Here is a 25,489-nt window from a genome sequence, read left to right as displayed (position 1 = left end):
GTTTGGCTGGCCGTCCACCGGCACGAGCATTCAGGATGCCGACTAGACCGTGGCGTTCCCAGTTGTGAATCCATGTTCTGATGCTCTCGCCGCTGATTCGCAACACGGCGGCAACGGTGGCAATGTCCTGACCTTGGTTGACAGCAATCAACGCCTTGCCGCGCAAGCGGAAATATTCCTTGGGGTGTGCTTTGGCTAATTGTTCAAGAGTGCAGACTTCAGCTTCATTCAAGGTCAATGTGAGTTTACGCATCGTCGAACCGGCATCAGGGAGATACGCAAACAGAAGCAAAAATCATTCCAACTTAGTTGTGCGGCACTACTTAGCCAATTCTAATTTCACTATTCCTGTTGGCAACAAAGCAATCCTATTTCAACGGGTTTGGCAGAAAATAGTAGCACTGGAGGTCACATGAACAGTCTGCCTACTTCAATCGCCCTGCCCGTGGAATCCAACACTCAATCCGAAGTGATTCGTGGTGTGCGTGCATCGATTCCCGTCATGCTGGGTTTCATCCCTTTCGCCCTGGTACTGGGCGCGCAAGCCAGCCAGAAAGGCTTCGGTTTACTGGCGGTGCCGCTGATGACCGGGCTCAATTTCGGCGGCGGCTCGGAATTCGCCGCCGTTCGCCTGTGGACGTCGCCGCCCCATGTGCTGCTCATCGTCGCCATGTCGTTCCTGGTGAACTGCCGGCATATTCTGATGGGAGCAGCGCTGGCACCGTATCTACGGCATCTGCCGAGCCGGAGGGCGCTGCCGGCGTTGTTCTTCATGTGCGACGAGAGCTGGGCCATGGCGCTGGCCGATGCACGCCAGCACTGCGCCGATCGCATCAGCGTGCCTTATTATCTTGGAGTGTCGGCGGGCCTCTATTCGACCTGGGTGCTGTGCACCACGCTCGGGGCGGCTTTGGGGCCGACGATAGGCGACGTCGAGCAGTACGGCTTCGACATGGCGTTCACCGCCGTTTTCCTGGTGCTGCTGAGGGGGATGTGGCAGGGGGCCCGGGCCAGCCTCCCCTGGCTGGCGAGCCTGATCGTTGCGGCGCTGACCTACCTGTTGGTACCGGGCGCCTGGTATGTCGCCGCCGGCGCTTGCACCGGCCTGCTGGTGGCGATCGTCCGGGGGGAGTTGTCGTGATAGAGACGCAGACGCTGCTGATCATCATGCTGATGGCCACCACCACCTATCTGACGCGCGTGCTCGGCTACCTCGCGTTACGACAACGCGCACTGAGCCCGCGTATGCGCGCCGTGATGGAGAATGTGCCTGGTTGCGTGCTGATTTCAGTGATTGCGCCGGCGTTCGTGTCGGGCAGGCCCGCCAACCTGCTGGCGCTCGGCATCACCCTGTTGGCGGCCAGCAGGCTGCCCGTTCTTCCGACCGTGATGATCGGCATTGCCTCGGCGGGCCTGCTGCGTCATCTGTTAGGCTAGTGAGCCATCATGAACAGACCACATAATTCAATCACCGATCACTGGATCGACACCGACCAAGGGCGTCTTTTCGCGCGCTGCTGGCACCCGGAGAGCGGCGACGGCATGCGCGCGCCCATCGTCCTGCTGCATGATTCGCTCGGCTGCATCGCCCTGTGGCGATCCTTTCCGGCCGTGCTCGCGCAACAATCGGGGCGGGTGGTGATCGCCTACGACCGGCTCGGGTACGGTCAATCCGAGGCGCGCCGCGGCGAGCCGGGCCGGGATTTCATCGCCGCCGAAGCGCGGGATACCTTCCCCGCGGTGCAGCGGCATTTCGGCTTCGAGCGCTTCGTCGCCATCGGGCATAGTGTCGGCGGCGGCATGGCGGTGCATTGCGCTGCCAGCCATGCCGCGGCCTGCGATGCCCTGGTCACGCTGTCCGCCCAGGCGTTCGTCGAAGAACGGACGCGGGCCGGCATCCGCGAGGCCCGGGAGATGTTCCGGCAGACCGAGCACTTCACGCGGCTGCAGCGCTATCACGGCGACAAGGCGGGCTGGGTGCTGAACGCCTGGATCGATACCTGGCTGGCGCCGGATTTCGCCGATTGGTCGCTGCACGATGTCTTGCCGGGGGTGAGATGCCCGAGTCTGGTGGTGCATGGCAGCGAGGACGAGTACGGATCGACCGACCAGCCCGAATGCATCGCAGCCGGGGTGAGCGGCCCGGTCCAGCTCGACATCCTGCCGGGCCTCGGCCACGTGCCGCACCGCGAACAGGAAGACCGGGTGGTGGCGCGGATTGCTGGCTTCCTGAGTACAGTCTGACAGCTACCGAGCCGGGGCCGGTACGGGCGTCCCGCCGGCCTCATGCCTCTTCCCGGGCGGCATCGAGTGCAGGGCGGGGCGCAAGAGCACGGCTTCCCGCCGCGATGGCGAGCGCGACGATGATCAGCAGCGTCGCGGCGGCAAAGGTGAACCGCATGCCGCTGGCCACGGCACCGGGGTGTGCCGAGGCGATGTCGCTCGTCCCCGAGGCGAGCACGAACACGGCGCCCATGGCGGATGCCCCGCTGACGAGCCCGAGATTGCGCGACAGGCTGAGCAGGCCGGCTACCACGCCCCGTCGTTCCGGTGCGACATCCCTCATCACGGCCGTGTTGTTGGCCGCCTGGAATAGCTGGTAGCCGGGGGTCAGCAGAGCAATGGCGGCAACATAGCCCGCCACGCCCAATACCCCGGGTAGCAGCGCGAGTGCCGACAGCCCCGTCGCCATGACGACGAGCCCCGCGGTGGTCATGACGGCCGCACCCCAGCGGTCGACGCCCCGCCCCGCCGGGACACCGCTCAGAGCGGAAATGATCGGACCTGCCGACATGACGATCCCGACCTGCGCCTCGCCCAAGCCGAGCGCGCGTGACAGGTAGAACGGTCCGACCACCAGTGTCGCCATCATCACCGTCGAGACGAGCGCGTTCATGGCGAGGCTCGAGCTCAGTACGGCGTTGCGGAACGCCGCCAGGCGGATCAATGGCGACGCCACTCGCGCCTCCACCACCACAAAGAGGCCCCCAGCCAGAACCGCCGCCAGCAACAGGACCAGATTCAGTCCAGTGAAGCGGCCTCTCCCCACCGTCACCGCGAGCGCATAGGCCGCGAGCGACGTGCCAAGCAGCAGCGTGCCCACTCTGTCGAAGCCGGCCCGGTCCGCCGAACCCTGGCGATCGACGGGCAGGGCACGATATGCGAGCAAGAAAGTCAGGATGCCCAGCGGCACGTTGACGAGGAAGATGGCGCGCCAGCCGAATCCTGCGATGAGCGTGCCGCCGAGCGCTGGCCCCAGGGCAGTGCCCATCGCGGACATGGTGCCGAGCAGCCCCATGGCGCTGCCGGTCTTGTTCTTCGGAACCGCGTCCCCGACAAACGCCATGGTGAGGGCCATCATGATGGCCGCGCCCAACCCCTGCGCCGCGCGTGCGGCAATCAGTAGCCACAGCGTGGGCGCCACGCCGCACAGCACCGAGGCCAGCGTGAACAGCAAGAGGCCGAGCAATAACAGCCGGCGTCGCCCGGCCAGGTCGCCGAGCCGTCCGACACTGACGATCAGGGTGGTGATGGCAAGCAGATAAGCCAGAACGATCCACTGGACCTCCTGGAAGGAGGCGGCGAACACCTTTGCCAGCGCCGGCAGACCGACATTGGCGATGCTGGTGCCGAGCGAGGACAGCAGCATGGATAACGACAGGCTGGCCAGCACCCATTTCGTCGACGGTGGGGTTTTCCCATCGGGGGCGACAGCCTCGTCGCCTGCTTGAGTGAGAGGTTTCAACATGAACTCCTTCTTCTGGACGCTCCCGAAGCGGGGCTTTCAGAGAGGAGTCTAGGTCGCTACTGAATAGGGCGGAAGACGCAGCATTTGCACTTAATTCGTGCATTAAACGCCATGTCACGATCAGCCGTGCTAGGGCTGGGACCTATTTTTGTTCCTGCCAATGAAAGTCAAAAATAACCTCACTATTTGTACTGGACGTCCGTTCAGGGTTAAAACCCGGCCATCCTACTGTCACCGACACGGCCACCTCAGAGAAAGGGACTGGCTCCCTTGCCAGTCCCTGCAGCGCTCATTAGCCGATGATCTTGATGCTAGTGATCACCGCCGCCATGCCGTGGGCCTGAAACTCGAACTGCACTTTCTTCCCGACGGCAAGCCCGTTAGCCAGCTCCGGCTTCGCCAGCTTGAACGCCATGGTCATCGGCGGCCATTTCAATTCCTGGACCGGCCCATGCGCCAAGGTCACGGTACCGGCCTTGGTATCGAGGGCTTTGATGACGCCCTCGGCGTGGGCCATCTGCCCGGATGGTTTTGCTGCGCTCATCATTCCCATTTCCGTAGCCTGGGCGGGAAGCATTACGGTGAGGCCAACCGCGGCGGCAAACAGCATCGAGAACAACTTGGTCATATCATTTCTCCTGAATGGATTGGTTAACGAGGGTGGTTTCAGGCAATGCCTGAGAGCGTTTGTTCTTGACGCGCATCAGCCGGTACGCCGCCGGAATCACGAACATCGACAGCAGCGGGGCGGTGATCATGCCGCCGACCATCGGCGCAGCGATGCGGCTCATCACCTCGGAACCGGTGCCGGAGCCGATCAGGATCGGCAACAGGCCCGCCAGGATCACCGCCACCGTCATCGCCTTGGGGCGCACGCGCAATACCGCGCCCTGGCGGATCGCCTGGTCGAGCATGTGCGCGTCCAGCTTGAGCCCATGCTCCTGCCGCTCCGCCGCCGCCTGCTTCAGGTACAGCAGCATCACCACGCCGAATTCGGCCGACACGCCGGCTAGCGCGATGAAGCCGACGCCGGTCGCCACCGACAGGTTGTAGCCCGCCAGGTACAGGAACCACACCCCTCCCACCAGCGCGAACGGCAAGGTCGCCATGATCAGCGCCGCCTCGTCCAGCCGGCGGAAGGTCAGGTAGAGCAGCACGAAGATGATCACCAGCGTCGCCGGCACCACCAGTTTCAGCCGGGCGTTGGCGCGTTCCAGGTACTCGAACTGCCCCGAATAGGCCAGGCTGATACCGGGCTCCAGCTTGACCTCCCGGCCGATACTGGCACGCAGGTCAGCCACCACCGAAGCCAGATCGCGGCCGCGCACGTCGACGTACACCCAGCCCGATGGCCGGGCGTTCTCGCTCTTGAGCATCGGCGGGCCGTCGCTGATGCGGATGGTCGCGACGGTGCCCAGGGTGATCTGCTGCCCCATGTCGGTCAGGATCGGCAGTTGGCGCAGCCCTTCCAGCGAGTCGCGCAGTTCGCGCGGGTAGCGCAGGTTGATCGGGTAACGTGCGCGCCCCTCGATGGTTTCGCCGATGTTCTCGCCGCCGATGGACGACGACACCACGGCCTGCACGTCGGCGACGTTGAGGCCATAGCGCGCAGCGGCGGCACGGTCGATGTCGACGTCGACGTACCGCCCGCCAGTCAGCCGTTCGGCCAATGCCGAGCTGACCCCGGGCACGGTCTTGGCGACGTGTTCCACGCGTTGTGCCACGCGGTCGATGGCAGCCAGATCGGTGCCCGACACCTTGACCCCGATCGGGCTCTTGATGCCGGTCGCCAGCATGTCGATGCGGTTGCGGATTGGCGGCACCCAGATGTTGGAGAGCCCCGGCACCTTGACCACGCGGTCCAGTTCCTCCACCAGTTTTTCCGGGGTCATGCCCGGCCGCCACGTTTCTCGCGGCTTGAACTGGATGGTGGTTTCGAACATCTCGATCGGCGCCGGATCGGTAGCGCTCTCGGCGCGGCCGGCCTTGCCGAACACGCTCGCCACTTCCGGCACTGTCTTGATCAGCCGGTCGGTCTGCTGCAGTAACTCGGAGGCCTTGGCCGCCGACAGGCCGGGTAGAGCCGAGGGCATGTAGAGCAGATCGCCCTCGTCGAGCGGCGGCATGAACTCGCCGCCCAGCCGCGTGATCGGCCACAGCGTTGTCAGCAAGGCCAGGCCGGCGACGACCAGCGTCGCCTTCGGCCGGCGCAGCACTGCGTCGAGCAAGGGACGATAGCAACGGATCAGCCAGCGATTGAGCGGGTTCTGATGTTCGTCCGGGATGCGGCCACGTATCCAGTACCCCATCAGGATAGGGATCAACGTCACCGACAACCCGGCGGCTCCAGCCATCGCGTAGGTTTTGGTGAACGCCAGCGGCCCGAACAGCCTGCCTTCCTGCGCCTGCAGCGTGAACACCGGGATAAAGGACAGCGTGATGATCAACAGAGAGAAAAACAGCGCCGGCCCCACCTCGGCCGCGGCTTCGGTCATCACCCGCCAGTGCGCTTCGCCCGACAGCGTTTCATCGGGATGGTGGTGGCGCCAGGTTTCGATGTGCTTGTGCGCGTTCTCAATCATCACCACCGCGGCGTCGACCATCGCGCCGATGGCGATGGCAATACCGCCGAGCGACATGATGTTGGCGTTGACGCCTTGCTCCCGCATCACGATGAAAGCGATCAGGATGCCGAGCGGCAGCGACACGATCGCCACCAGCGCCGAGCGCAGGTGCCACAGGAACACCGCACACACCACCGCCACCACGATGAACTCCTCGATGAGCTTGTCCTTGAGGTTGTCCACGGCACGGTCGATCAACTGGCTGCGGTCGTAGGTCGGCACGATCTCGACGCCCGCCGGCAGACTGGACTTGAGTTCGGCCAGCTTGGCCTTGACCGCCGCGATGGTCTCATGCGCGTTCTTGCCGGAGCGCAGGATCACCACGCCGCCGACGGTCTCGCCCTGGCCGTTGAGCTCGCCGATGCCACGCCGCATTTCCGGCCCGAGCTGGATCGTGGCGACATCACCCAGTTTGACCGGCACGCCGGCAGCCGAGGTGGTTAGCGGGATGGCACGGAAGTCGTCCAGCGTCTTCAGGTAACCGGAGGCGCGCACCATGTACTCGGTTTCGGCCAACTCCAGCACCGAGCCGCCGGTTTCCTGGTTGGCCTGCCGGATCGCCGCGACCACCTTGCTCTGCGGGATGCGGTAAGCCGCCAGCTTCAGCGGGTCGAGCACGACCTGGTATTGCTTGACCATGCCGCCGATGGTGGCGACCTCCGACACGTTGGGCAGGCTCTTCAGCTCGAATTTGAGGAACCAGTCCTGCAGGCTGCGCAGTTGGGCGAGGTCATGCTGGCCGCTCCTGTCAACCAGCGCATACTCGTAGACCCAGCCGACACCGGTGGCGTCCGGGCCCAGCGACGCCTTCGCGGCCGCGGGCAGCCGGCCCTGCACCTGGTTGAGGTACTCCAGCACGCGCGAGCGCGCCCAGTAGAGATCGGTACCGTCCTCGAACAGCACGTAGACGAAGGAATCGCCAAAGAACGAATAAGCCCGCACCGTCTTGGCGCCCGGCACCGAGAGCATGGTGGTTGCCAGCGGATAGGTGACCTGGTTCTCGACGATCTGCGGCGCTTGGCCGGGATAGCTGGTGCGGATGATGACCTGCACGTCGGACAGGTCGGGAAGGGCGTCGAGCGGCGTGGTCTTGACCGCCCACATGCCCCAGACCGCAATAAACAAAGTAGCCAGCACCACCAGGAAGCGGTTGGCGACGGACCAGCGAATGAGCTTCTCGATCATTGTCCGCCTCCGGTCTTGCCGAGCTGCTGCACCACGAAATCGCCGTCGCTTTGCGAGAAACCGAAAGCGACGCTGTCGCCGGGTTTCAGACCGGCGGCGAGCTCGGGCTTGGCGAGCTTGAAGGTCATGGTCATCGCCCCCCAGCCGAGCGAGACGACCGGCCCGTGCGAAATGGTGATCTCGCCGGCCTTGATGGACTCGACCTTGCCGCTAGCCTGGTGGAGAGCGGCCGTCTTGGGCGGAGGCGGCGCCGTCGAGGCGTCGACGGGAGCCGCCGTGTTTCCTGTCAGGCGTGCCACCACCCCCTTCAGACTGGCCTCGGAGTCGATCAGGAACTGACCGGAGGCCACCACTTTTTGCCCCGCTTCCAGCCCCTTGAGCACGACGGTCTTACCGCCGGATTCCTGGCCAATCTGCACCTCGACCGGCTGGTAATGCCCACCGTCGGCGGCGAGTAGCACGACCACACGCGTACCGGTGCGAATAATGGCTTCGGAAGGCACCACGATCGCGGGCTTGCCAGTCCCAGCCGCAAGGCTCACCTCCGCGAACATGCCGGGCTTGAGCCGGCCGTCCCGGTTGGGCAACTCGATGCGCACGCGCAGGGTCCGGCTATCGGCGTTGGTTTGCGGCAGCACCGCGACGACCTTGCCCTTGAACGCCTCGCCCGGGTAGGCCGTCAAGCGGGCCTCCAAGGGCTGGCCGGTGCGGACTCGGCCGGCCTGGGCTTCGGGAATGGCTGCCTCCAGCCACACGGAGCCCAATCCGTTGATCCTGGCCAGCGTCATGCCCATGCTGACGGTCATGCCGCTGCGCACGTCCAATTCCTGAATGACCCCACCGATTGGGGCCGAAATAGTCACGACGGAGTGCGGCACGCCCGTCTGCTCGACCCGCTTGATCAGCGATTCCGGCATCCCCGTCAGGCGCAGGCGCTCTCGGGCCGCGTTGGCAAGTGCCTTGTCGCCCGTTTTGAGCATGGCCAGATATTCCTGCTGGGCGCCGGCCCACTCCGGCACCAACAGGTCGGCGATGGGGGCTCCGGCCGGAACCACATCGCCCGGGGCGCGGGCATACACGCGTTGGACGAATCCGGCGCTGCGGGCCTGGACGATGGCTACTTCCCGTTCATTGAACATCACGTTCGCGGGTGCGTCGATTGGCTCGGCCAAGGTGCCGGATTCGACCGTCGCGAGCCGGATTCCCAGGTTCTGCGTGACACCCGGATCGATCTTGACGCCGGCCTCCGCACCACCTTCGTCGGCATACTTCGGGACCAGCTGCATGTCCATGAAGGGCGACTTGCCCGGCTTGTCGAAATGCTGGTTCGGCACCATCGGGTCGTACCAGTACAGCACCTTGCGGACGTCTTCCGTGGCACCGGCTGCCGTGGTCGCAGCCGGGTGGTCGGCCAAGCCCTGTCGAGCCAGCCAGTAGCCGCCGCCGCCGCTTGCCAGCGCCACGGCTACCACCAGGGCGACGAGTTTGTATTGCGGCTTGTTCATTGTTCGTTCTCCCCATAGGCGAAGTAGAGCCTGGCGGCGGTGCTGGCGCGCTGGTTGTCCAGATCGATGAGTTTGAAACGTTGTTCGATCAGCTCGCGACGCGCGGAGAGGACGGTTGTCAGATCAGTCTTGCCCGCCTGGTAGCTGGCGGTGGCCAGGTCGACCTTTTGCTGGGCCAGCGGCAGCCATTCCTGGCGGGCCCGGGCCGCCTGGCGTTCGAGTGCGGCGTAATTGGCCAGGTCACCGTCCAGTTCGTTGGTGTGATCGCGCAGCATCGCTTCCCGCTCGGCATCGAGCTTGAGCAGTTCCTGCTGTTTGGCGGCGATGGTCGGATCCTGCCGCCGCGAGGTGAAAATCGGCAGATCGAAGGTGAATTGCACCGAGACCATGTCGCCGAACTGGGCTCCACGCTTCTGGTAGGCCAGCTCCACGCCCCAGTCCGGTTTTTTCATCGCCACCGCTTCGCGCACGTCGGCCTCGGCCTTGCGCATCTCGGCGCTAAAAACCAGCAGTTCAGGGTGACGGTGAAGATGCTGGCGCAAGGTGTCGGCATCGGGGTTGAACGCCGGCGGGTCGCCCGCCAGCGGTTCATCGGCGGCGGGGCCGATCAGGCGGCGCAGCTCGGCATTTGCCTTGGCCAGATCGCGTGCCAGGTCATCGTGCCGGTCGGCCAGTAGGGCGGCCTCCTGCTTCGGTATCACCGCATCGGCCGGCTGGGCGCGTCCCGAGGCAATCTGGGCCCGAACCGCCGTGGCAAGCAGCCGATTCTCCCGCTCGAGATCGCCGAACAGTGCCAGCTTGCGCTCCTGGGCGTAGCGGTTGAGCCAGGCGAGTGCGGCCTCGCGCCGCACCTTGAGGCGAGCCACCCGGCTTTGCGCTGCGGCGGCCTCGATCCCGGCCGAGGCCGCCTCGACCCGCGCCCGGCGCTTGTCGGCATTGGGGAACTCCTGCATCACGCCGACCTTCTGCATGGTCATGAAATCCTGGGTCAGCGAACCGCGCATCGGCCCGGATACCGGGTAGTTGTCGACCCCGACGAACAGCTTGGGGTCCGGCAAAGCGCCGGCCGGAATGACGGCGAATTGGGCGGCGCCGACTTGTGCGCGTTGAGCCGCGAGTGTCGGGGAAGTATTTTCGGCTTGCTCGAGGGCCGCGTTAAACGTAAGCGGTGCGGCTTGGGCAAGGCCGACCAGACCTGCCAGCGAGAGCGGCAGGGGTAATCGCATCCAGCGAGGGATCATGTTCTAACTCCATGGAGTGACCCGTGCGCAACAGCGCACGACAGCAACCCAGGTGAGGGGAATCGCGCGGGTCCGGGGTGTCAAACGGAGTCAGATCTGAGGGGGGCGCCACAACCCGGACGGGTCATGGGAAGACATAACGGTGTCGGGATGAACGGCAATAATCGGGGTAGCCGGCAGCGTCTGGAAGGCGATTGAAGCGACAGCGGGCGAATAGACTTGACCGAGTTGGCAGTCCTGTCCGAACTTGCACGGGCTCGACGATTTGGCTTTTGACGACGAATCCGGGTTGGCAGCCTCTGCCATCTGGCAGCAATGGTGGTCGGACGCCATGTCCATACGGTGGGTCATGTCGGACTGCATGGGGCACGGAGACGTTTGCGGCATGGCGGATGCCGGCACTCCCAGGAACGGGATCGCCAGCAACAGCAGAAAGGTGAGAACCAGCCGCAGCAATTTCATGGGGGCGAAGTGTAGGCGAAAGGGGATGAAGAAGGAAGGCCCTATGCGAACATCCACATTTGGATACGCTCTGGCTTTAACCATAATCATTGGGCAAGAAGTTTACCACTCTGAATCACCTCGCGATTCGTGGCTGGCCACTGCGCATCGGCGGCGCGACAGTGGGTGAGGCCAGCGGCCCGGTGACCTAGCCTGCCCGTGCCGCGCGTATGTCGAGGGCTTCGCCAGTGTGCAGGATGCCGGACTCACCGGCCGCGCCTGCCAGCTGTCTCCGACCCCGACCTGCCCGGTCGCAACTTCCCCCCGACCTGTTGGCATGACTTATCGAATCCGCACTCCGAGAGAGCCAGCTATTGGCTCTCAGCAAGAAACGGGGTGCGGATGATGCCTAGGCCTTGATGCGATACCCTGTCTTGAAAATCCACGCCACGATTGCCGTGAACAGCGCCAGGAAGCCGATCGTCATGACGAGGCTGATACCGACGCTGACGTCGGCAATACCGTAGAAGCTCCAGCGAAAGCCGCTGATCAGGTAGACCACCGGGTTGAACAGGGCGGCGGTCTGCCAGAACGGTGGCAGGATATCGATGGAGTAAAAGCTGCCGCCGAGAAACGTCAACGGCGTGATGATCAGGAGCGGGATGATCTGCAGCTTTTCGAAGCCATCCGCCCAGATGCCGATGATGAAGCCGAACAGGCTGAACGTTACCGAGGTCAGCACCAGGAACAGCAGCATCCACAGGGGGTGGGCCACCTGCAGCGGCACGAACAGGCCCGCCGTCGCCAGGATGATCAGGCCGAGAATCACCGACTTGGTCGCCGCCGCCCCGACATAGCTCACCACCAGCTCCAGGTAGGAAACCGGTGCCGACAGCAACTCATAGATCGTCCCGGTGAACTTGGGGAAATAGATGCCGAACGAGGCGTTGGCGATGCTCTGCGTCAGCAGCGACAGCATGATCAGCCCCGGCACCAGGAAAGCGCCGTAGCTGATGCCGTGGGTTTCGGGGATGCGCGAGCCGATGGCGGCACCGAATACGACAAAATAGAGCGAAGTCGAAATCACCGGGGAGATGATGCTCTGCATCAGCGTGCGCCCGGCGCGGGCCATCTCGAAGCGGTAAATCGCGCAGACTGCATGCAGGTTCATTTTCTCTCCCTCACCAGGCTGACGAAGATGTCCTCCAGCGAGCTTTGTGTCGTTTGCAGGTCCTTGAAGCGTATGCCCGCCGCGTTGAGAGCCTGCAACAGCGCGAGGATGCCGGAGCGTTCGCCCTGCGCGTCGTAGGTGTAGACCAGCTCGCTGCGGCCATTCGCCAGATCCAGCTCGTAGCCGCCAAGCTCGGAAGGAATGCTCTCGAGCGGGGCCTCCAGTTGCAGCGTCAGCTGTTTCTTGCCGAGTTTGCGCATCAATTCGGCCTTCTCGTCCACCAGGATGATCTCGCCCTTGCGGATCACCCCGATGCGGTCGGCCATCTCCTCGGCTTCGTCGATGTAGTGGGTGGTCAGGATGATGGTCACGCCCCGCGCCTGCAGCGAGCGCACCAGCTGCCACATGTCCTGCCGCAGTTCGACATCGACCCCCGCCGTCGGCTCGTCGAGAAACAGGATGGATGGCTCGTGCGACAGCGCCTTGGCAATCAGCACGCGCCGCTTCATGCCGCCCGATAGCGTCATGATGCGGTTGTCCTTTTTGTCCCACAACGACAGCGCCTTGAGCACTTCTTCGATGTAGGCCGGGTTCTTGCGTTTGCCGAACAGGCCGCGGCTGAACGACACCGTGGCCCACACCGATTCGAAGGCATCGGTGGTCAGCTCCTGCGGCACCAGGCCAATCATGGAGCGGGCCGCGCGGTAGTCCGTCACGATATCGTGGCCATCCACCAGAATCTGGCCCTCGCTCGGATTGACGATGCCGCAGATCGTGCTGATCAGCGTGGTCTTGCCTGCCCCGTTCGGGCCCAGCAAGGCGAAGATTTCTCCGCGCCGTATCTCCAGATTGACACCCTTCAAGGCCTGGAAGCCTGAAGCGTAGGATTTGGAGAGATTCGATATGGTGATGATGGGTTGCATAGATAGGACGATAGCAGATGGCGGGCGTTTGGTGGCCCCGGCGGCGGGGCACTTCATCCAAGCGGTATTAATAGCAGGGCCCGGGGCACTATCAAGGGTGCATTTACCTCCAGCCTGCTGGCGCGCTCCTTCATACCCACTAGGTCGACCGCACTGATTTTCCTGACGTTCTCAAAGCCGGTCTCCGCACACTTGATCTGCCGCGGTAGCGGGTCACCAACCCTGAAGCGCTGGATGCTTAGGGTACTGACTGGCAATGTCTGCTTTTAGCTGCGATATGCCTTTAGTATGGTTATGAAGTGCAACAACCCCGCTTGGGTGAGGCTGGCAGGCAGATGGCGAGTTAGCTGTTTTCGACTTTACTTGACGGTTTGAGGGCGCACGGCTTCAACGGGGCCGGTTTGCTTTCGACTTTTGCGAAAACGCCAACTGAAACGGGACCTCTGGGAGCCTTGCTGGAGCAGGGGTTTGTTTTCGACTTTCATAGGCCAGAATACATGTCGACACCCGATCTCAATTTGCTTGTCACCCTGGACGTGCTGCTCGCCGAAGGCAGCGTGGCGCGCGCCGCCCGGCGCTTGCGGCTGAGCCCTTCGGCGATGAGCCGGGCGCTGGCGCGCTTGCGCGAGACGACGGGCGACCCCTTGCTGGTCCGGGCGGGGCGCGGGCTGGTGCCCACTCCGCGTGCGCTTGAACTGCGCGAGCAGGTGAGCCAGCTCGTCCAGGACGCCGCAGCGGTGCTGCGCCCGGCAGAGAAGCTCGACCTCACCCAGCTCGTCCGCACCTTCACGCTGCGCGTCGGGGATGGTTTCGTGGAAAATTTCGGGCCGAGCCTGATCGCTCGCGTCAGCGAGGCTGCTCCCGGGATCCGGCTGCGGTTCATGCCGAAATCAAACAAAGACACCGCGCCACTGCGCGACGGCAGCGTCGATCTGGATACCGGCGTGGTGGGGGAGGGGACGGGGCCGGAGGTGCGGGTGCGCGCTTTGTTCCAGGACCGTTTCATCGGTGTTGTGCGCCAGGAGCACCCGCTGAGCCAAGGGGAGATCACCCCCGCCCGTTACGCGGCGGGCCGGCATGTCCTGGTCTCCCGGCGGGGGAGCGACAAGGGGCTGGTTGATGACATCTTGAGGACGTTCGGGCTGGAACGGGAGATCATGACCATCGTCGGCGGCTTTGCCCCGGCGCTGGCGTTGGCGCGGGCCACGGATCTGGTCGCCACGGTTCCCGAGCGCCATACCGGCACCCTGCGAGACGGCATGCACAGCTTTGTCCTTCCCTTTCCCGCTCCCGAGATCACGGTTTCCCTGCTTTGGCATCCGAGGATGGATGCCGATCTGGCGCATCGCTGGCTGCGCGGTTGCGTGCGGGAGGTTTGCGCGGAGTCGCTCGCCGATTCGGTGACGGTGGCAAGCGCAGTCGCTGAGAACCTGTTCACGCTCTGTCGCGAGCGGCCCTCAGCGGGGTGAAGAGCAGCGCAGGAACCGGAATGTACAAGCAGTACATGAGGATTTCGAGCAGCACATGAGCCCCGATCAGGGACGCGCAGCAAGATCGTGAACAGGTTCTAAGGGCGTGTCATCCATGGTTCCCCTCTCTGCGCCGGAGAAACACTAGATGACACGCCCTGGGGACGAGGATCACGCCAGGTCGAAGCGGTCGAGGTTCATCACCTTGTTCCAGGCGGCGACAAAGTCATGGACGAACTTCTCCTGGGCGTCCGCGCTGCCATAGACTTCCGCCAAGGCCCGGAGTTGGGAATTCGAGCCGAAGACCAGATCGACACGGGTGCCGGTCCACTTGAGTTGCCCCGTTGCGCGATCGCGCCCTTCGAACACGTCCTTGGCGTCCGACGTGGCCTTCCACTCCGTGCCCATGTCGAGCAGGTTCAGGAAGAAATCGTTGCTCAACACCTCTGGCCGCTGAGTGAAGACGCCGTGCCGGTTCTGCCCGACGTTGGCGCCCAGCACCCGCAGGCCGCCCACCAGCACCGTCATCTCCGGCGCCGTCAGCGTCAGCAATTGCGCCTTGTCGACCAGCAGGGCCTCCGCCGAGACGGCATATTTGCCCTTGAGGTAGTTGCGGAAGCCGTCCGCGATGGGCTCGAGCACCGCCATGGAGACCACGTCGGTTTGTTCTTGGGAAGCGTCCATGCGGCCTGGTGTAAACGGCACCGTCACCGTGTGGCCCGTCTTCTGCGCGGCCTGCTCGACGCCGGCGCAACCGCCCAGCACGATCAGGTCGGCGAGCGAGACCTTCTTGCCGCCGGACGGGGTGCTGTTGAACTCGTGCTGAATGCCTTCCAGTGCCTTGAGCACTTTCGCCAGTTGCCCGGGCTGGTTGGCTTCCCAATCCTTTTGCGGCGCGAGGCGAATACGGGCACCGTTGGCACCGCCGCGCTTGTCGGAGCCTCGGAAGGTGGACGCCGACGCCCAGGCGGTGGAGACCAGTTGCGAGACGGACAGGCCCGACGCCAGGATCTTCCCCTTGAGGGTGGCAATGTCCTGTTCATCGACCAGCGGGTGATCGACGGCGGGGATAGGGTCTTGCCAGAGGAGTTCTTCCGCCGGCACTTCGGGGCCGAGATAGCGTGCGCGCGGCCCCATGTCGCGGTGCGTCAGCTTGAACCACGCCCGGGCGAATGCGTCGGCGAACTGGTCCGGGTTCTCGTGGAAGCGTCGCGAGATCTTTTCGTAGGCCGGGTCGAAACGCAGCGACAGGTCGGTGGTCAGCATCGTCGGCGCGTGGCGCTTGGACGGGTCATGCGCGTCCGGAATCGCCCCCGCTCCCGCGCCGTCCTTTGCCACCCACTGGTGCGCGCCGGCCGGGCTCTTGCTCAGCTCCCACTCGTAGCCGAACAGGTTTTCGAAGAAGTTGTTGCTCCACTGGGTCGGCGTCGATGTCCAGGTCACCTCCAGGCCGCTGGTGATGGTGTCGCTGCCTTTGCCGGTGCCGAAGCTGCTTCTCCAGCCGAGTCCTTGCTGTTCGAGGCCGGCCGCTTCCGGCTCGGCGCCCACATGAGACGCCGGACCGGCGCCGTGGGTCTTGCCGAAGGTGTGGCCGCCGGCGATCAGCGCCACCGTCTCTTCATCGTTCATCGCCATGCGGGCAAACGTTTCGCGGATATCCCTGGCCGCCGCGATCGGGTCCGGGTTGCCGTCCGGGCCTTCCGGGTTCACGTAGATCAGGCCCATCTGCACGGCGCCGAGCGGATTTTCCAGATACCGCTCGCCGGAATAGCGCTTGTTTCCCAGCCACGTGGTTTCGGCGCCCCAGTAGACGTCTTCCTCTGGCTCCCAGACGTCTGCCCGCCCGCCGGCGAAGCCGAAGGTCTTGAAGCCCATCGATTCCAGCGCGACGTTGCCGGCGAGAATCATCAGGTCGGCCCAAGAGATCTTCCGGCCGTATTTCTGCTTGATCGGCCACAACAGCCGGCGCGCCTTGTCGAGGTTGGCGTTGTCGGGCCAGCTGTTGAGCGGGGCGAAGCGTTGCTGACCGGCTCCGGCGCCGCCACGGCCGTCGCCGATGCGGTAGGTGCCGGCGCTGTGCCAGGCCATGCGGATGAACAAGGGTCCGTAGTGGCCGAAATCCGCCGGCCACCAGTCTTGCGAATCGGCCATCAGCGTCAGGAGGTCCTTCTTCACGGCAGCCAGGTCGAGGCTGTTGAACGCTTTGGCGTAGTCGAAGTCCTCGTCCATGGGGTCGGACAGCGACGAGTGTTGGTGCAGGATTTTCAGGTTGAGCTGATTGGGCCACCAGTCCTGGTTCGATGTGCCGCCGCCTGCGGTATGTTTGAAAGGGCATTTCGATTCAGTCGACATGGGTTTTCTCCTCCGATCGTTTGCGCTCGACCACCCGGCTCGGTGTGGAGACCGAGTGCCTTTCTTAAAGAATAATTATTCCCAACCGATTGAGGAAATTGATTTATCCGATGGACGTGAAATAAAAAAACTAAGGTTCGTGCTTGCTTGCCGTTTCTGCTTGGCGCGCCCGGCGCTGGGCGCCTGTGTCTTCGCGGGGATGGCGCGCGATACGCGAGGCTGGTCGTTGTCCGACGCCGAACGCTTCAACTATTATCCGGCCACGCGCGATGGCGCTGATTTTGTGGGTTGTCGAGGGCGCGCTCCACATGGTGGAAGAGCAGGGGCGGCAGCCGTGCGGCGTGCGCCAACACTCGGCCCCGCCTTGTCCGTGGCGTTCTACCCCGAAGTGATGGGAAGCCGAGCACAACGCCCTGGCCCTGCTGCAAACGATCCCGGGCATCGATCTGAGCGGCGCCGCCATGCTGCTGATCGAGATTGGCACCGACATGGATGCCTTTGGCAGCCCGGATCGCCTGGCCTCCTGGGTCGGCATCTGTCCAGGCAACAACGAATCCGCCGGCAAGCGAAAGTCCGGCCACATCCGCAAGGGCAATCTCTACGTCCGCCGTCTGCTCTGCGAATTTGCTCATGCCGCCAGTCGCACTACCTCGGTATTCAAGTCGAAGTTCCAGGCCCTTGTCGTTCGGCGCGGTCATAAACGCGCCATTGTCGCCATCGGCCACCAAATCCTGCGCACCATCTTCTTCATGCTCAAGCGGCGCGAATATTACCGGGATTCCACCACCGACTATGAAGCGCTCTCCGTTCAACGCAACGCTCCGCGCTGGATCAAGGCACTGACCAAGTTCGGCTTCATAACACCCACCAACGCCTGATCTTCAACATTCCTTCCGTCATGGCTCGCAGGCCAGGGGTGCGCTCGTCCTGAACACCACTTCTTTCACACTAAAAGGTTAGTATTTCCGTCACACCAACAGGGTCAGGGTTTCGAACAGTTGCTGATCTTCTTTCTTGGCGGATCGGGAGTGGCGGCGAATTACTTGCAGCAGGCAGTCGATGAAGCATTCCGCCGCACCGCTGAGCGTGCTGTTGCGTCGCCGGACAATGCTCAATTGACGGGGGGTAAACGTCTCGGCCAAGGGGATGACATGCAGGCGGCCGAGGAAGGACGGGGCCATGCTCAAGATGGAGGGGCCCCAGGTGCACATGTCGGCCATTTCGACCATGATTTGCAGCATCGCCAAGGAATGCGCTCGCACGATGCGATGCTCCTCGATGCTGGCGCCATGCTGCCAGAACACTTCGTGCATCAAGGCTTGGTGGCCATCGGGGGCATAGTTCAGCGTCCAGTTCTGCTCCAGCAAGTCGTGGATCGAGCGGCAGTCCTGGCAGGCATGCCCGCGTTTGACCATGACGGCGGTCTGATAGTCGAACAGCGCTTCGCTGCTGAACTCGACCGATGTGGCCGAGGGCTGCAACTGGCCAATCGCAAAATCCATGCTGCCATCCCGCAGCAGGGGCTGAGCCACCGCCATCAGGCTTTCATACAACTCCAGGCGCACTTCAGGCAATCGCTGGCGAAACAGCGGCACCACCTCGGGCAAGAAGGTCAGCATGATCCATGGGGTGACGCCGACACTCAACCGGCCCACATTCTGCCCCCGCAAGCGTGACAGGTCGTCCTGTGCCTGGGCAAGTTGGCTCAGCATCAGCCGGGCATGCTTGAGTAGTGTTTTGCCGTACTCGGTAAAGCTCAAGCCGCTGGGGCTGCGCACCAGCAGAGGCAATTGCTGCTCGGCCTCCAGTTCACGCAAGGCGCGGGTGACGGCCGCCTGCGAGATGCCCAATGACCGTGCCGCCCCACGGATGCTGCCGGCTTCGGCGCTCGCTACCAAGGCCTGCAATTGATGTAGTTTCACTGTGCACCTGCTTGACAACCAATGGTTGTCATCATAACCAAACTGCGGCTTCCTCGGCCATTTCCGCTTCCCTACCATGAGCTTCCATCACCACGCGGGCAATAGCCACGTGGTGCCGTTGATTGACCTTTGCAAGGATTCTTTATGCACGCGGACTTTGTCCTGCCCGGCATCGCCGCCATCGAAGCGGAAATGGTCGCGCTGCGCCGGCGTATCCATGCCAACCCGGAACTGGGCTTCCAGGAAGTCGCCACCAGCAATCTGGTCGCCACATGCTTGCGAGCCTGGGGCTACCAAGTGACACGCGGACTGGGCGGGACCGGGGTGGTCGGCACGCTGAGCAACGGTGACGGCCCCGCTCTGGGTCTGCGTGCGGACATGGATGCGCTGCCGATTCAGGAAAGCACCGGGCTGCCCCATGCCAGCCGGGTCGAGGGGGTGATGCATGCCTGTGGTCATGACGGACATACCGCGATGCTGTTGGCCGCGGCCCGCTACCTGGCTGAAACCCGTTCGTTTCGCGGCACCTTGCACCTGATTTTCCAGCCGGCAGAAGAGGGCTTGGGCGGGGCGCGCAAGATGATGGAGGACGGCCTGTTCGAGCGCTTTCCCTGTGATGCCGTGTTTGCCACGCACAACGTGCCGGGGTATCCGGCGGGGAGCTTCGGTTTTGTCAGCGGCGCCTGCATGGCGTCTGCCGACACCGTCACCATCAAGGTATTGGGCAAGGGAGGGCACGGTGCCATGCCGCATAAGACGGTCGACCCGGTGGTGGTCGCGGCCTCCATCGTACTGGCCTTGCAGAGCGTCGTGGCACGCAATGTCGATCCGCAAGAGGTGGCGGTCGTGACGGTCGGCTCCTTCCATAGCGGCACCGTCAATAACGTGATTCCTGCCGAAGCCGAGCTGACCCTGAGCGTGCGCGCGATGACGCCGGCCATTCGTGATCTGCTGGAGCAGCGCATTACCGAATTGGCACAGGCCCAGGCGGCGAGCTTCGGCGCCCGCCTGGAAATCGATTACCGGCGCCTTTACCCGCCGCTGATCAACCATCCCGCGGCCACAGCGCTGGCTCGGCAAGTGGCGCTGGACTGGGTTGGAGAGGAACTGGTCCACGAGATGCCGCCGATTACGGCCAGCGAGGATTTCGCCTTCATGCTGGAACGCTGTCCGGGCAGTTACGTGACCATCGGCAATGGCCCGGGTGAAGGGGGGTGTCAGTTGCACAACCCGGGTTACGACTTCAATGATGACTGCTTGGCGCTGGGCGCGAGCTATTGGGTCAAGCTGACGGAACGGTTTTTGGCACCGGAGAGTGTTCTTGAAGGTGCACCAAGCACGTGGAGTCAAGGCTCCGCGCACAATGCAGCAACAGTGTAGTAACAACAGGAGAGAGACGATGAGTACAAAAATGATGAAGGCAGCATTGGCATTGCTGCTGGTTTCCGGCATGGCCAGTGCCGCGGATTGGTCCGGCAAGGTGATTCGCCTTGGGGTCGATCCGACTTACCCGCCGCTGGAATACAAGACGCCGTCCGGCAAGCTGACTGGCTTCGGTATCGATATTGCCGAAGCGCTGTGCCAGCAATTGCGTGCCAAGTGCGTGTGGGTGGAAAGCAGCTGGGACGGCATTATTCCGGCGCTGCTGGCCAAGAAAATCGACGCGATCGCCTCGTCGATGATGATCACTCCCAAGCGCATGGAGCAGATCGCCTTTACCAACAAGGTGTCGAACGCGCCTTCGCGCCTGGTGGTCAGGCGAGGTTCGCCGTTGCAGCCGACGGCAGCCTCGCTGGCGGGAAAGCGGGTTGGTGTGGAGCAGGGCTCGTCACAGGAAGCGTACGCCAAGGCGATGTGGGCGCCGGCTCGCGTCGAGATCGTCACCTATCAGAACCAGGACCTGGTCTACAACGACTTGGTCACCGGCCGGCTGGACGCATCGTTCCAATCTTCGATCCAGGCCGACAGTGGCTTCCTGAAGCGTCCGATAGGCAAGGACTTCACCTTTGCCGGCGCGGAGTTCACCGATCCCAAGTTCTTTGGAGTGGGGGACGGCATCGGTGTACGCAAGGAAGATGTCGCCCTGCGCGAGGACTTGAACAAGGCGCTCGCCGCTATCCGTGCGAACGGCACCTACAAGCGGATAAACGACAAATACTTCGACTTCGACATTTACGGCGGTAAGTGAGCCTCTGACTCGCCGAGAAGGCCGCCGGCCAGTCCGAGCGGCCCGTGTAAAAAGGAGGGCAAGAGATATTGATTGCCATCTGTAATATTTACATGTCACGGTATCCGGGCTCAGCGCCGCCCCGGCTTGAACTGCCTGGGCTTGCCGTTGCCCGGCTGGCGGCGTTTGTCCTGCGATGGGCGGCGGCCGTGGCGGCGGGTGTTCTGGGCCTGGAGCAGCGCGTCGATCTTGTCGGAGGTCGATTGCATCAGCGTCTGCGCCATCTCGCCGTGCGGGAAGGTGTCGGCCATGCGGTAGCCCAGCCAGGCGTAGGCGGCGTAGAGCTTGCAGGTGTCCTCGAGGTATTGCAGTTCGTTGCGCCCGCCCATGCCCTCCATGCGCAACAGCGGCGCCACGCGGCCATCGGCGCGGTACTGTGCCCAGTCCTGCAGCGCGCGTTCCAGCATCGGAATCTTGGTCGATACCGGGCACAGGCTGAAGGTGAAGCGGTCGGCCAGGGTTAGCGGCAGGGCGTCGAGCCAGCGGGCTTTCTCGATCTGGTCGGCGAGGTTGGCGGGCAGGAAGAATTCGTCGTGCACGTTGATGTGCTTGGTGAACAGTTCGAGCAGCGCCTGCAGCTTGTTCTGGTCGGTGGCGGCGGCGATCTGCTGCAGGTAGTCGAGGCTGGGGGCGACGTAGAAGCCGGAGGCCGGCAGCGGCTCGGTCGTTTCCTTGAGCAGGTTGGCAATGATCTGGTGGGTATGGCTGTCGAGCCCGGCCACGTAGCCCGCCTCGTGCGCGCCGAAGCGGCCGGCGCGTCCAGCGATCTGCTTGGCCAGCGCAGCGGGGATTTCGCCTTCGCTGTAGCCGTCCCACTTGCTGGCGGTGGTGAAGATGACGCGCCGCGCCGGGGTGTTGAGACCCATGCCGATGGCGTCGGTGCCGACTACGATCTTGGTTTCGCCGTCGATGAAGCGTTCTGCCTGGGCCTGGCGCACTTCCGGCGACAGGTTGCCGTAGATGGCCGACACGGCGAAGCCCTGTTCGATGGCCTGGTCGCGCCAGTTGAGCACTTCGCGGCGCGAGAAGGCGATCAGCACGTCGCCCGCCTGCAGGTTCTTGAGCGAGCCCAGCGGTTTCTTTTCCATCACCAGCGGCGATTTGCGCTGCAGCTTCTTCACTTCCAGCGTGCCGCCGACGCGTTTGACCAGGGCTTCGATCGCCGGCTCGGCTTCCAGCGCACCCAACAGGTACACGGTGCTGGCCGGCACGCCGCATACCGCGGCGGTCCAGGCGGCGCCGCGGTCGGGGTCGTCGAGCAGCTGGATTTCGTCGATCACCGCCACGTCGAGCGGACGGTTGGGGTTGAGCATCTCCACCGTGCTCGCCACGTGGGTGGCGTCCGGGTGCAGCTTGCGCTGTTCGCCGGTGATCAGGCTGACCGCGACGCCGGCGTCGAGCAGGCGCTGGTAGTTTTCCAGCGCCAACAGCCGCAGCGGGGCGAGATAGGCGCCGGTGCCGGCCTGGGCCAGGTGTTCCATCGCGGCGTGGGTCTTGCCGGAGTTGGTGGGGCCCAGCACGGCGATGAAGTGGCGGCGCATGCTTTGCGCCAGCGTGAACGATTCCGGGTAGAGCGACAGGTTGACCGCGTTGCGGGTCTTTTCGGCCTGGCGCGTGGCGGCGTGGCTGTCGCGCAGCGCGGCGATGCGGTCAAGCGCCAGCGAGCAGCGCCGCTTGGCCAGCTCGTATTTGGCGAGAAAGGCCTGCAGCGCGCCGGTGGGATCGAGTTCGTATTGTTCGGCCAACGTCAGCACGCGCTCGGCGCACTCGCGCACGTGCGCTTCCAGCCGGGCGCGCGTCGCGCTGTTCCAGCGTTCCTGCACCAGCGCCAGGCGCGCCGCATCGTCGAGCTTGCGCCACTTGGCGGTCTTGCCGAGGAAGCCTTCGTCCGGCACCAGGTGATAAGGCACGCGGCGTGTGCCGACCATGATGTCGCCGTGCACCGACAGGGCGTAGCTGCCGTCTGTGGTGACCAGTTTGGCCTGGTGGGCGTCGAGGTAGGCGTCGAGGGCGGTGATATCGGCGATATCGGAGGACGTGTCGGTCATGGAGCAGGGGAGGGAATGAGGCAAATGACCGGCATGATAGGGCAGGATGCCGTGCGCGAACAGTGCGTTGCAGCAAAAGTGGTGCATGGCCCCGCGGACGACGTGTCGGCGCCGTCGCGGGGCCGGGTGGGTCAGCGCAGTACCACGGTGCGGTTGCCGTTGAGGAACACGCGCCGTTCGAGGTGGAAGCGCACCGCGCGCGCCAGCGCCAGGCATTCCATGTCGCGCCCGGCGGCCAGCAGTTGTTCCGGGCGATAGGCGTGGTCGACGCGTTCCACCACCTGCTCGATGATCGGGCCTTCGTCGAGGTCGTCGGTGATGTAGTGGGCGGTGGCGCCGATCAGCTTGACGCCGCGCTCGTGTGCCTGGTGGTAGGGCTTGGCGCCCTTGAAACCGGGCAGGAAGGAATGGTGGATGTTGATGGCGCGCCCCGAGAGCTGCTTGGACATCTCCGGCGACAGCACCTGCATGTAGCGCGCCAGGATCACCAGCTCGGAGTGGGTTTCGCGCACCAGGTCCAGCAGCGCCGCTTCCTGCTGCGGCTTGGTATCGTGAGTGACCGGCAGGTGGTGGTAGGGCAGGCCGTGCGCGGCGGCGATCGGCGCCAGGTCGGCATGGTTGGAGACGATCGCGGTCACTTCCATGTCGAGGTCGCCCATCTTGCAGCGGTAGAGCAGGTCGTTCAGGCAGTGGTCGAGTTTCGACACCATGATCAGCACGCGCGGACGGGTGTGGGTGTCGTGCAAGGTCCATTGCATGTCGTAGTGGCCTGCCATGTCGGCGAGGCCGGCTTCCAGTGCGGTGCGGTCGAAGCCGTCGCCGAGCGAGTGGAAGGTGCAGCGCACGAAGAAGCGCTGGGTGTCCTCGTCGTCGAAGACCGCCAACTCGTCGATATAGCAGTGGTGCGCGTCGAGCAGTTGCGAGGCGCGGGCGATCTGGCCCGGTGCGCTTTTACAGGTGAAGGCCAAGATGTATCTGAGTTGGGACTGGGACATGTTCGTTTTCTCGGTCACCGGCTGGCGGTGTGCCGCTCCTTTGGCTATCCGTTGATCGACGCGGTCGTTGGTCGGTTTGTTACCGACGACGCTGCTTCACCTTAGCGCGCGCGAGTAGGGGTCTCTGGCCGTCAGCCGCCAGGTTTTGTCGTTTTTTGGACATGGAATTCTGGCGGGGCAGGGCGGGGGTTTCGGCCAACTTGGGGTGCCTTGCCGAGGCTTTCAAGGGGGCGAGGGGGTAAATGGCCGGCAAATGATCTGGGTCAAGGGCGCTTTGTCGTAAATCGGCAAGTGATCGTCCTTTCCAGTCAATCGGAACGGGGCCGGCTCGCCAAGAATGAACTCACCTTGGCACCTCAATACGGACCCGTCCCATGGCAAACCGTTACTCCCTCTGGAGCCTGTTGAAGAACGGGCTCAAACATAATGAAAGCTGGCAGCCTGCCTGGCGCAGTCCGCAGCCGAAACCCCGTTACGACGTCATCATCGTCGGTGGCGGCGGCCATGGTCTGGCGACAGCTTATTACCTGGCCAAAAACCACGGCGTGAAGAACGTCGCGGTACTCGAAAAAGGCTACCTCGGCGGCGGCAACACCGCGCGCAACACCACCATCGTGCGTTCCAACTACCTGTGGGACGAGGCGGCGCAGTTGTACGAACACGCCATGAAACTGTGGGAAGGCCTGTCGCTGGATTTGAACTTCAACGTGATGTTCAGCCAGCGCGGGGTGATGAACCTCGGCCACACCCTGCAGGATATGCGCGACATCGAGCGCCGCGTCAACGCCAACAACCTGAACGGTATCGACGGCGTGGTGCTGTCGCCGAAGGAAATTCAGGACATCGTGCCGCTGATGGACATCAGCGCCAAGACGCGCTACCCGGTGATGGGCGCGAGCTACCAGCCGCGCGGCGGCGTGGCGCGCCACGATGCGGTGGCCTGGGGCTTCGCCCGCGGCGCGAGCGACTTGGGCGTCGACATCATCGAGCAGTGCGAAGTCGTTGACATGATCATCGAAGACGGCCGCATCAAGGGCGTCAAGACCACGCGTGGCGACATCTTCGCCGACCGCGTCGGCTGTGTGGCCGCCGGCAATTCGACGCCGCTGGCCAAGATGGCCGGGGTGCGCTTGCCGCTGGAAAGCCACCCGCTGCAAGCCTTCGTGTCCGAATCGATGAAGCCGTGCCTGGACACGGTGGTGATGTCGAACGCCGTGCACGGCTACGTCAGCCAGTCCGACAAGGGCGAGCTGGTGATCGGCGCCGGTATCGACAGCTACCTCGGCTACGGCCAGCGCGGCAGCCCGCACGTGATCGAGCACACCGCCGCCGCCATCATCGAGCTGTTCCCGAGCTTCTCGCGTGTGCGTATGAACCGCCAGTGGGGCGGCATCGTGGACGTGGCGCCGGATGCGTGTCCGATCATCAGCAAGACCAAGGTCAAGGGCCTGTACTTCAACTGCGGTTGGGGTACCGGCGGCTTCAAGGCCACCCCGGGTTCGGGCCACGTGTTCGCGCATACCATCGCCAACGACGAGGCGCATCCGCTCAACAAGGCGTTCGCGCTCGACCGCTTCAACACCGGTCATCTGATCGACGAGCACGGCGCCGCCGGCGTTGCACACTAAGGAGCCGCAG

General features: G+C 63.9%; 20 protein-coding genes and 1 pseudogene. 8 read left to right on the top strand and 13 right to left on the bottom strand.

Translation table 11 applies throughout. The features are described 5' to 3' along the window. A partial coding sequence (locus B9N72_RS11670; protein ID WP_143477819.1) for a helix-turn-helix domain-containing protein occupies positions 1-292 on the bottom strand: 292 nt, incomplete at its 3' end. 120 nt (positions 293-412) lie between these two features. On the opposite strand from B9N72_RS11670, the gene B9N72_RS11665 reads away from it, so the two are divergent. The 3 genes from B9N72_RS11665 to B9N72_RS11655 are packed head-to-tail and all read left to right on the top strand — an operon-like array spanning position 413 to position 2,244. Continuing rightward, positions 413-1,141, top strand: a complete 729-nt coding sequence (locus B9N72_RS11665) for an AzlC family ABC transporter permease (RefSeq protein WP_085276566.1) — start codon at positions 413-415, stop codon at positions 1,139-1,141. Next, positions 1,138-1,437 (top strand): AzlD family protein, encoded by a 300-nt coding sequence (locus B9N72_RS11660; RefSeq protein WP_143477818.1) that lies wholly within the window; start codon positions 1,138-1,140, stop codon positions 1,435-1,437. The genes B9N72_RS11665 and B9N72_RS11660 overlap by 4 nt, the downstream gene beginning before the upstream one ends. Before the next feature lie 9 nt (positions 1,438-1,446). After that, a complete protein-coding gene (locus B9N72_RS11655; RefSeq protein ID WP_085276565.1) occupies positions 1,447-2,244 on the top strand; it encodes an alpha/beta fold hydrolase in 798 nt (265 codons plus the stop codon). Between the two features lie 40 nt (positions 2,245-2,284). Here the strand turns inward: B9N72_RS11655 and B9N72_RS11650 are convergent, their stop codons facing one another. From B9N72_RS11650 to B9N72_RS11615, 8 genes are all read right to left on the bottom strand, one after another. Then, positions 2,285-3,748 (bottom strand): MFS transporter, encoded by a 1,464-nt coding sequence (locus B9N72_RS11650; RefSeq protein ID WP_085276564.1) that lies wholly within the window; start codon positions 3,746-3,748, stop codon positions 2,285-2,287. 292 nt (positions 3,749-4,040) lie between these two features. Beyond that, entirely contained in the window at positions 4,041-4,376 is a 336-nt protein-coding gene (locus B9N72_RS11645; RefSeq protein WP_085276563.1) for a copper-binding protein, read from the bottom strand. A gap of 1 nt (position 4,377) precedes the next feature. Next, positions 4,378-7,557 (bottom strand): efflux RND transporter permease subunit, encoded by a 3,180-nt coding sequence (locus B9N72_RS11640; protein ID WP_085276562.1) that lies wholly within the window; start codon positions 7,555-7,557, stop codon positions 4,378-4,380. Further along, on the bottom strand, positions 7,554-9,062 hold the full coding sequence (locus B9N72_RS11635) for an efflux RND transporter periplasmic adaptor subunit (RefSeq protein WP_085276561.1): 1,509 nt from the start codon (positions 9,060-9,062) through the stop codon (positions 7,554-7,556). The genes B9N72_RS11640 and B9N72_RS11635 overlap by 4 nt, the downstream gene beginning before the upstream one ends. Then, a complete protein-coding gene (locus B9N72_RS11630) occupies positions 9,059-10,303 on the bottom strand; it encodes a TolC family protein (protein WP_085276560.1) in 1,245 nt (414 codons plus the stop codon). Before B9N72_RS11630 ends, B9N72_RS11635 begins: the two co-directional genes overlap by 4 nt. A 90-nt stretch (positions 10,304-10,393) precedes the next feature. Next, entirely contained in the window at positions 10,394-10,765 is a 372-nt protein-coding gene (locus tag B9N72_RS11625) for a hypothetical protein (protein ID WP_143477817.1), read from the bottom strand. Positions 10,766-11,153: 388 nt separating this feature from the next. Next, a complete protein-coding gene (locus B9N72_RS11620) occupies positions 11,154-11,915 on the bottom strand; it encodes an ABC transporter permease (RefSeq protein ID WP_085276558.1) in 762 nt (253 codons plus the stop codon). Then, complete coding sequence (locus tag B9N72_RS11615; RefSeq protein WP_234985959.1) at positions 11,912-12,778, bottom strand: ABC transporter ATP-binding protein; 867 nt, start codon at positions 12,776-12,778, stop codon at positions 11,912-11,914. Before B9N72_RS11615 ends, B9N72_RS11620 begins: the two co-directional genes overlap by 4 nt. A 557-nt stretch (positions 12,779-13,335) precedes the next feature. Here B9N72_RS11615 and B9N72_RS11610 point away from each other — a divergent pair. After that, entirely contained in the window at positions 13,336-14,307 is a 972-nt protein-coding gene (locus B9N72_RS11610) for a LysR family transcriptional regulator (RefSeq protein ID WP_085276573.1), read from the top strand. A gap of 171 nt (positions 14,308-14,478) precedes the next feature. Here the strand turns inward: B9N72_RS11610 and katG are convergent, their stop codons facing one another. Next, positions 14,479-16,659 carry a catalase/peroxidase HPI gene (gene katG, locus B9N72_RS11605; protein WP_085276556.1) on the bottom strand — a complete coding sequence of 727 codons (2,181 nt, stop codon included), beginning with the start codon at positions 16,657-16,659 and terminating at the stop codon, positions 14,479-14,481. 401 nt (positions 16,660-17,060) lie between these two features. On the opposite strand from katG, the pseudogene B9N72_RS11600 reads away from it, so the two are divergent. Continuing rightward, positions 17,061-17,537: pseudogene (locus tag B9N72_RS11600) on the top strand (transposase); the annotation flags it as partial. Between the two features lie 90 nt (positions 17,538-17,627). Here the strand turns inward: B9N72_RS11600 and B9N72_RS11595 are convergent. Further along, positions 17,628-18,581: a LysR family transcriptional regulator gene (locus B9N72_RS11595; protein ID WP_085276555.1), complete on the bottom strand. Its 954-nt coding sequence runs from the start codon at positions 18,579-18,581 to the stop codon at positions 17,628-17,630. Positions 18,582-18,725: 144 nt separating this feature from the next. Here B9N72_RS11595 and B9N72_RS11590 point away from each other — a divergent pair, with 144 nt between their 5' ends. After that, a complete protein-coding gene (locus B9N72_RS11590) occupies positions 18,726-19,961 on the top strand; it encodes a M20 aminoacylase family protein (RefSeq protein ID WP_085276554.1) in 1,236 nt (411 codons plus the stop codon). A gap of 31 nt (positions 19,962-19,992) precedes the next feature. Further along, positions 19,993-20,769 carry an ABC transporter substrate-binding protein gene (locus tag B9N72_RS11585; protein WP_200810954.1) on the top strand — a complete coding sequence of 259 codons (777 nt, stop codon included), beginning with the start codon at positions 19,993-19,995 and terminating at the stop codon, positions 20,767-20,769. A 110-nt stretch (positions 20,770-20,879) separates the two neighbouring features. Here B9N72_RS11585 and B9N72_RS11580 read toward each other — a convergent pair whose 3' ends face one another. Both B9N72_RS11580 and purU read right to left on the bottom strand, forming a co-directional pair. Then, complete coding sequence (locus B9N72_RS11580) at positions 20,880-22,856, bottom strand: helicase-related protein (protein ID WP_085276572.1); 1,977 nt, start codon at positions 22,854-22,856, stop codon at positions 20,880-20,882. 131 nt (positions 22,857-22,987) lie between these two features. Beyond that, entirely contained in the window at positions 22,988-23,851 is an 864-nt protein-coding gene (gene purU, locus B9N72_RS11575; RefSeq protein ID WP_085276552.1) for a formyltetrahydrofolate deformylase, read from the bottom strand. Positions 23,852-24,225: 374 nt separating this feature from the next. Between purU and B9N72_RS11570 the strand changes: the two genes are divergently transcribed. After that, the gene (locus B9N72_RS11570) at positions 24,226-25,479 is read left to right on the top strand and encodes a sarcosine oxidase subunit beta family protein (RefSeq protein WP_085276551.1); all 1,254 of its coding nucleotides are present in this window, start codon (positions 24,226-24,228) and stop codon (positions 25,477-25,479) included. Positions 25,480-25,489: the final 10 nt, after the last annotated feature.

The sequence above is a fragment of the Pseudogulbenkiania subflava DSM 22618 genome (genome assembly GCF_900177275.1).
Classification (GTDB): domain Bacteria; phylum Pseudomonadota; class Gammaproteobacteria; order Burkholderiales; family Chromobacteriaceae; genus Pseudogulbenkiania; species Pseudogulbenkiania subflava.
The sequence above is the reverse complement of the archived record's forward strand: the minus strand, read 5'-3'. Positions and strand labels throughout refer to the sequence as shown.

Coding starts and splice junctions, on each gene's coding strand:
- B9N72_RS11635 (WP_085276561.1), bottom strand. CDS start 9,062: ATGAACAAGCCGCAATACAAACTCGTCGCCCTGGTGGTAGCCGTGGCG.
- B9N72_RS11655 (WP_085276565.1), top strand. CDS start 1,447: ATGAACAGACCACATAATTCAATCACCGATCACTGGATCGACACCGAC.
- B9N72_RS11665 (WP_085276566.1), top strand. CDS start 413: ATGAACAGTCTGCCTACTTCAATCGCCCTGCCCGTGGAATCCAACACT.
- B9N72_RS11640 (WP_085276562.1), bottom strand. CDS start 7,557: ATGATCGAGAAGCTCATTCGCTGGTCCGTCGCCAACCGCTTCCTGGTG.
- B9N72_RS11645 (WP_085276563.1), bottom strand. CDS start 4,376: ATGACCAAGTTGTTCTCGATGCTGTTTGCCGCCGCGGTTGGCCTCACC.
- B9N72_RS11610 (WP_085276573.1), top strand. CDS start 13,336: ATGTCGACACCCGATCTCAATTTGCTTGTCACCCTGGACGTGCTGCTC.
- B9N72_RS11620 (WP_085276558.1), bottom strand. CDS start 11,915: ATGAACCTGCATGCAGTCTGCGCGATTTACCGCTTCGAGATGGCCCGC.
- B9N72_RS11585 (WP_200810954.1), top strand. CDS start 19,993: ATGATGAAGGCAGCATTGGCATTGCTGCTGGTTTCCGGCATGGCCAGT.
- B9N72_RS11630 (WP_085276560.1), bottom strand. CDS start 10,303: ATGATCCCTCGCTGGATGCGATTACCCCTGCCGCTCTCGCTGGCAGGT.
- B9N72_RS11580 (WP_085276572.1), bottom strand. CDS start 22,856: ATGACCGACACGTCCTCCGATATCGCCGATATCACCGCCCTCGACGCC.
- B9N72_RS11570 (WP_085276551.1), top strand. CDS start 24,226: ATGGCAAACCGTTACTCCCTCTGGAGCCTGTTGAAGAACGGGCTCAAA.
- B9N72_RS11590 (WP_085276554.1), top strand. CDS start 18,726: ATGCACGCGGACTTTGTCCTGCCCGGCATCGCCGCCATCGAAGCGGAA.
- B9N72_RS11625 (WP_143477817.1), bottom strand. CDS start 10,765: ATGAAATTGCTGCGGCTGGTTCTCACCTTTCTGCTGTTGCTGGCGATC.
- B9N72_RS11650 (WP_085276564.1), bottom strand. CDS start 3,748: ATGTTGAAACCTCTCACTCAAGCAGGCGACGAGGCTGTCGCCCCCGAT.
- purU (WP_085276552.1), bottom strand. CDS start 23,851: ATGTCCCAGTCCCAACTCAGATACATCTTGGCCTTCACCTGTAAAAGC.
- katG (WP_085276556.1), bottom strand. CDS start 16,659: ATGTCGACTGAATCGAAATGCCCTTTCAAACATACCGCAGGCGGCGGC.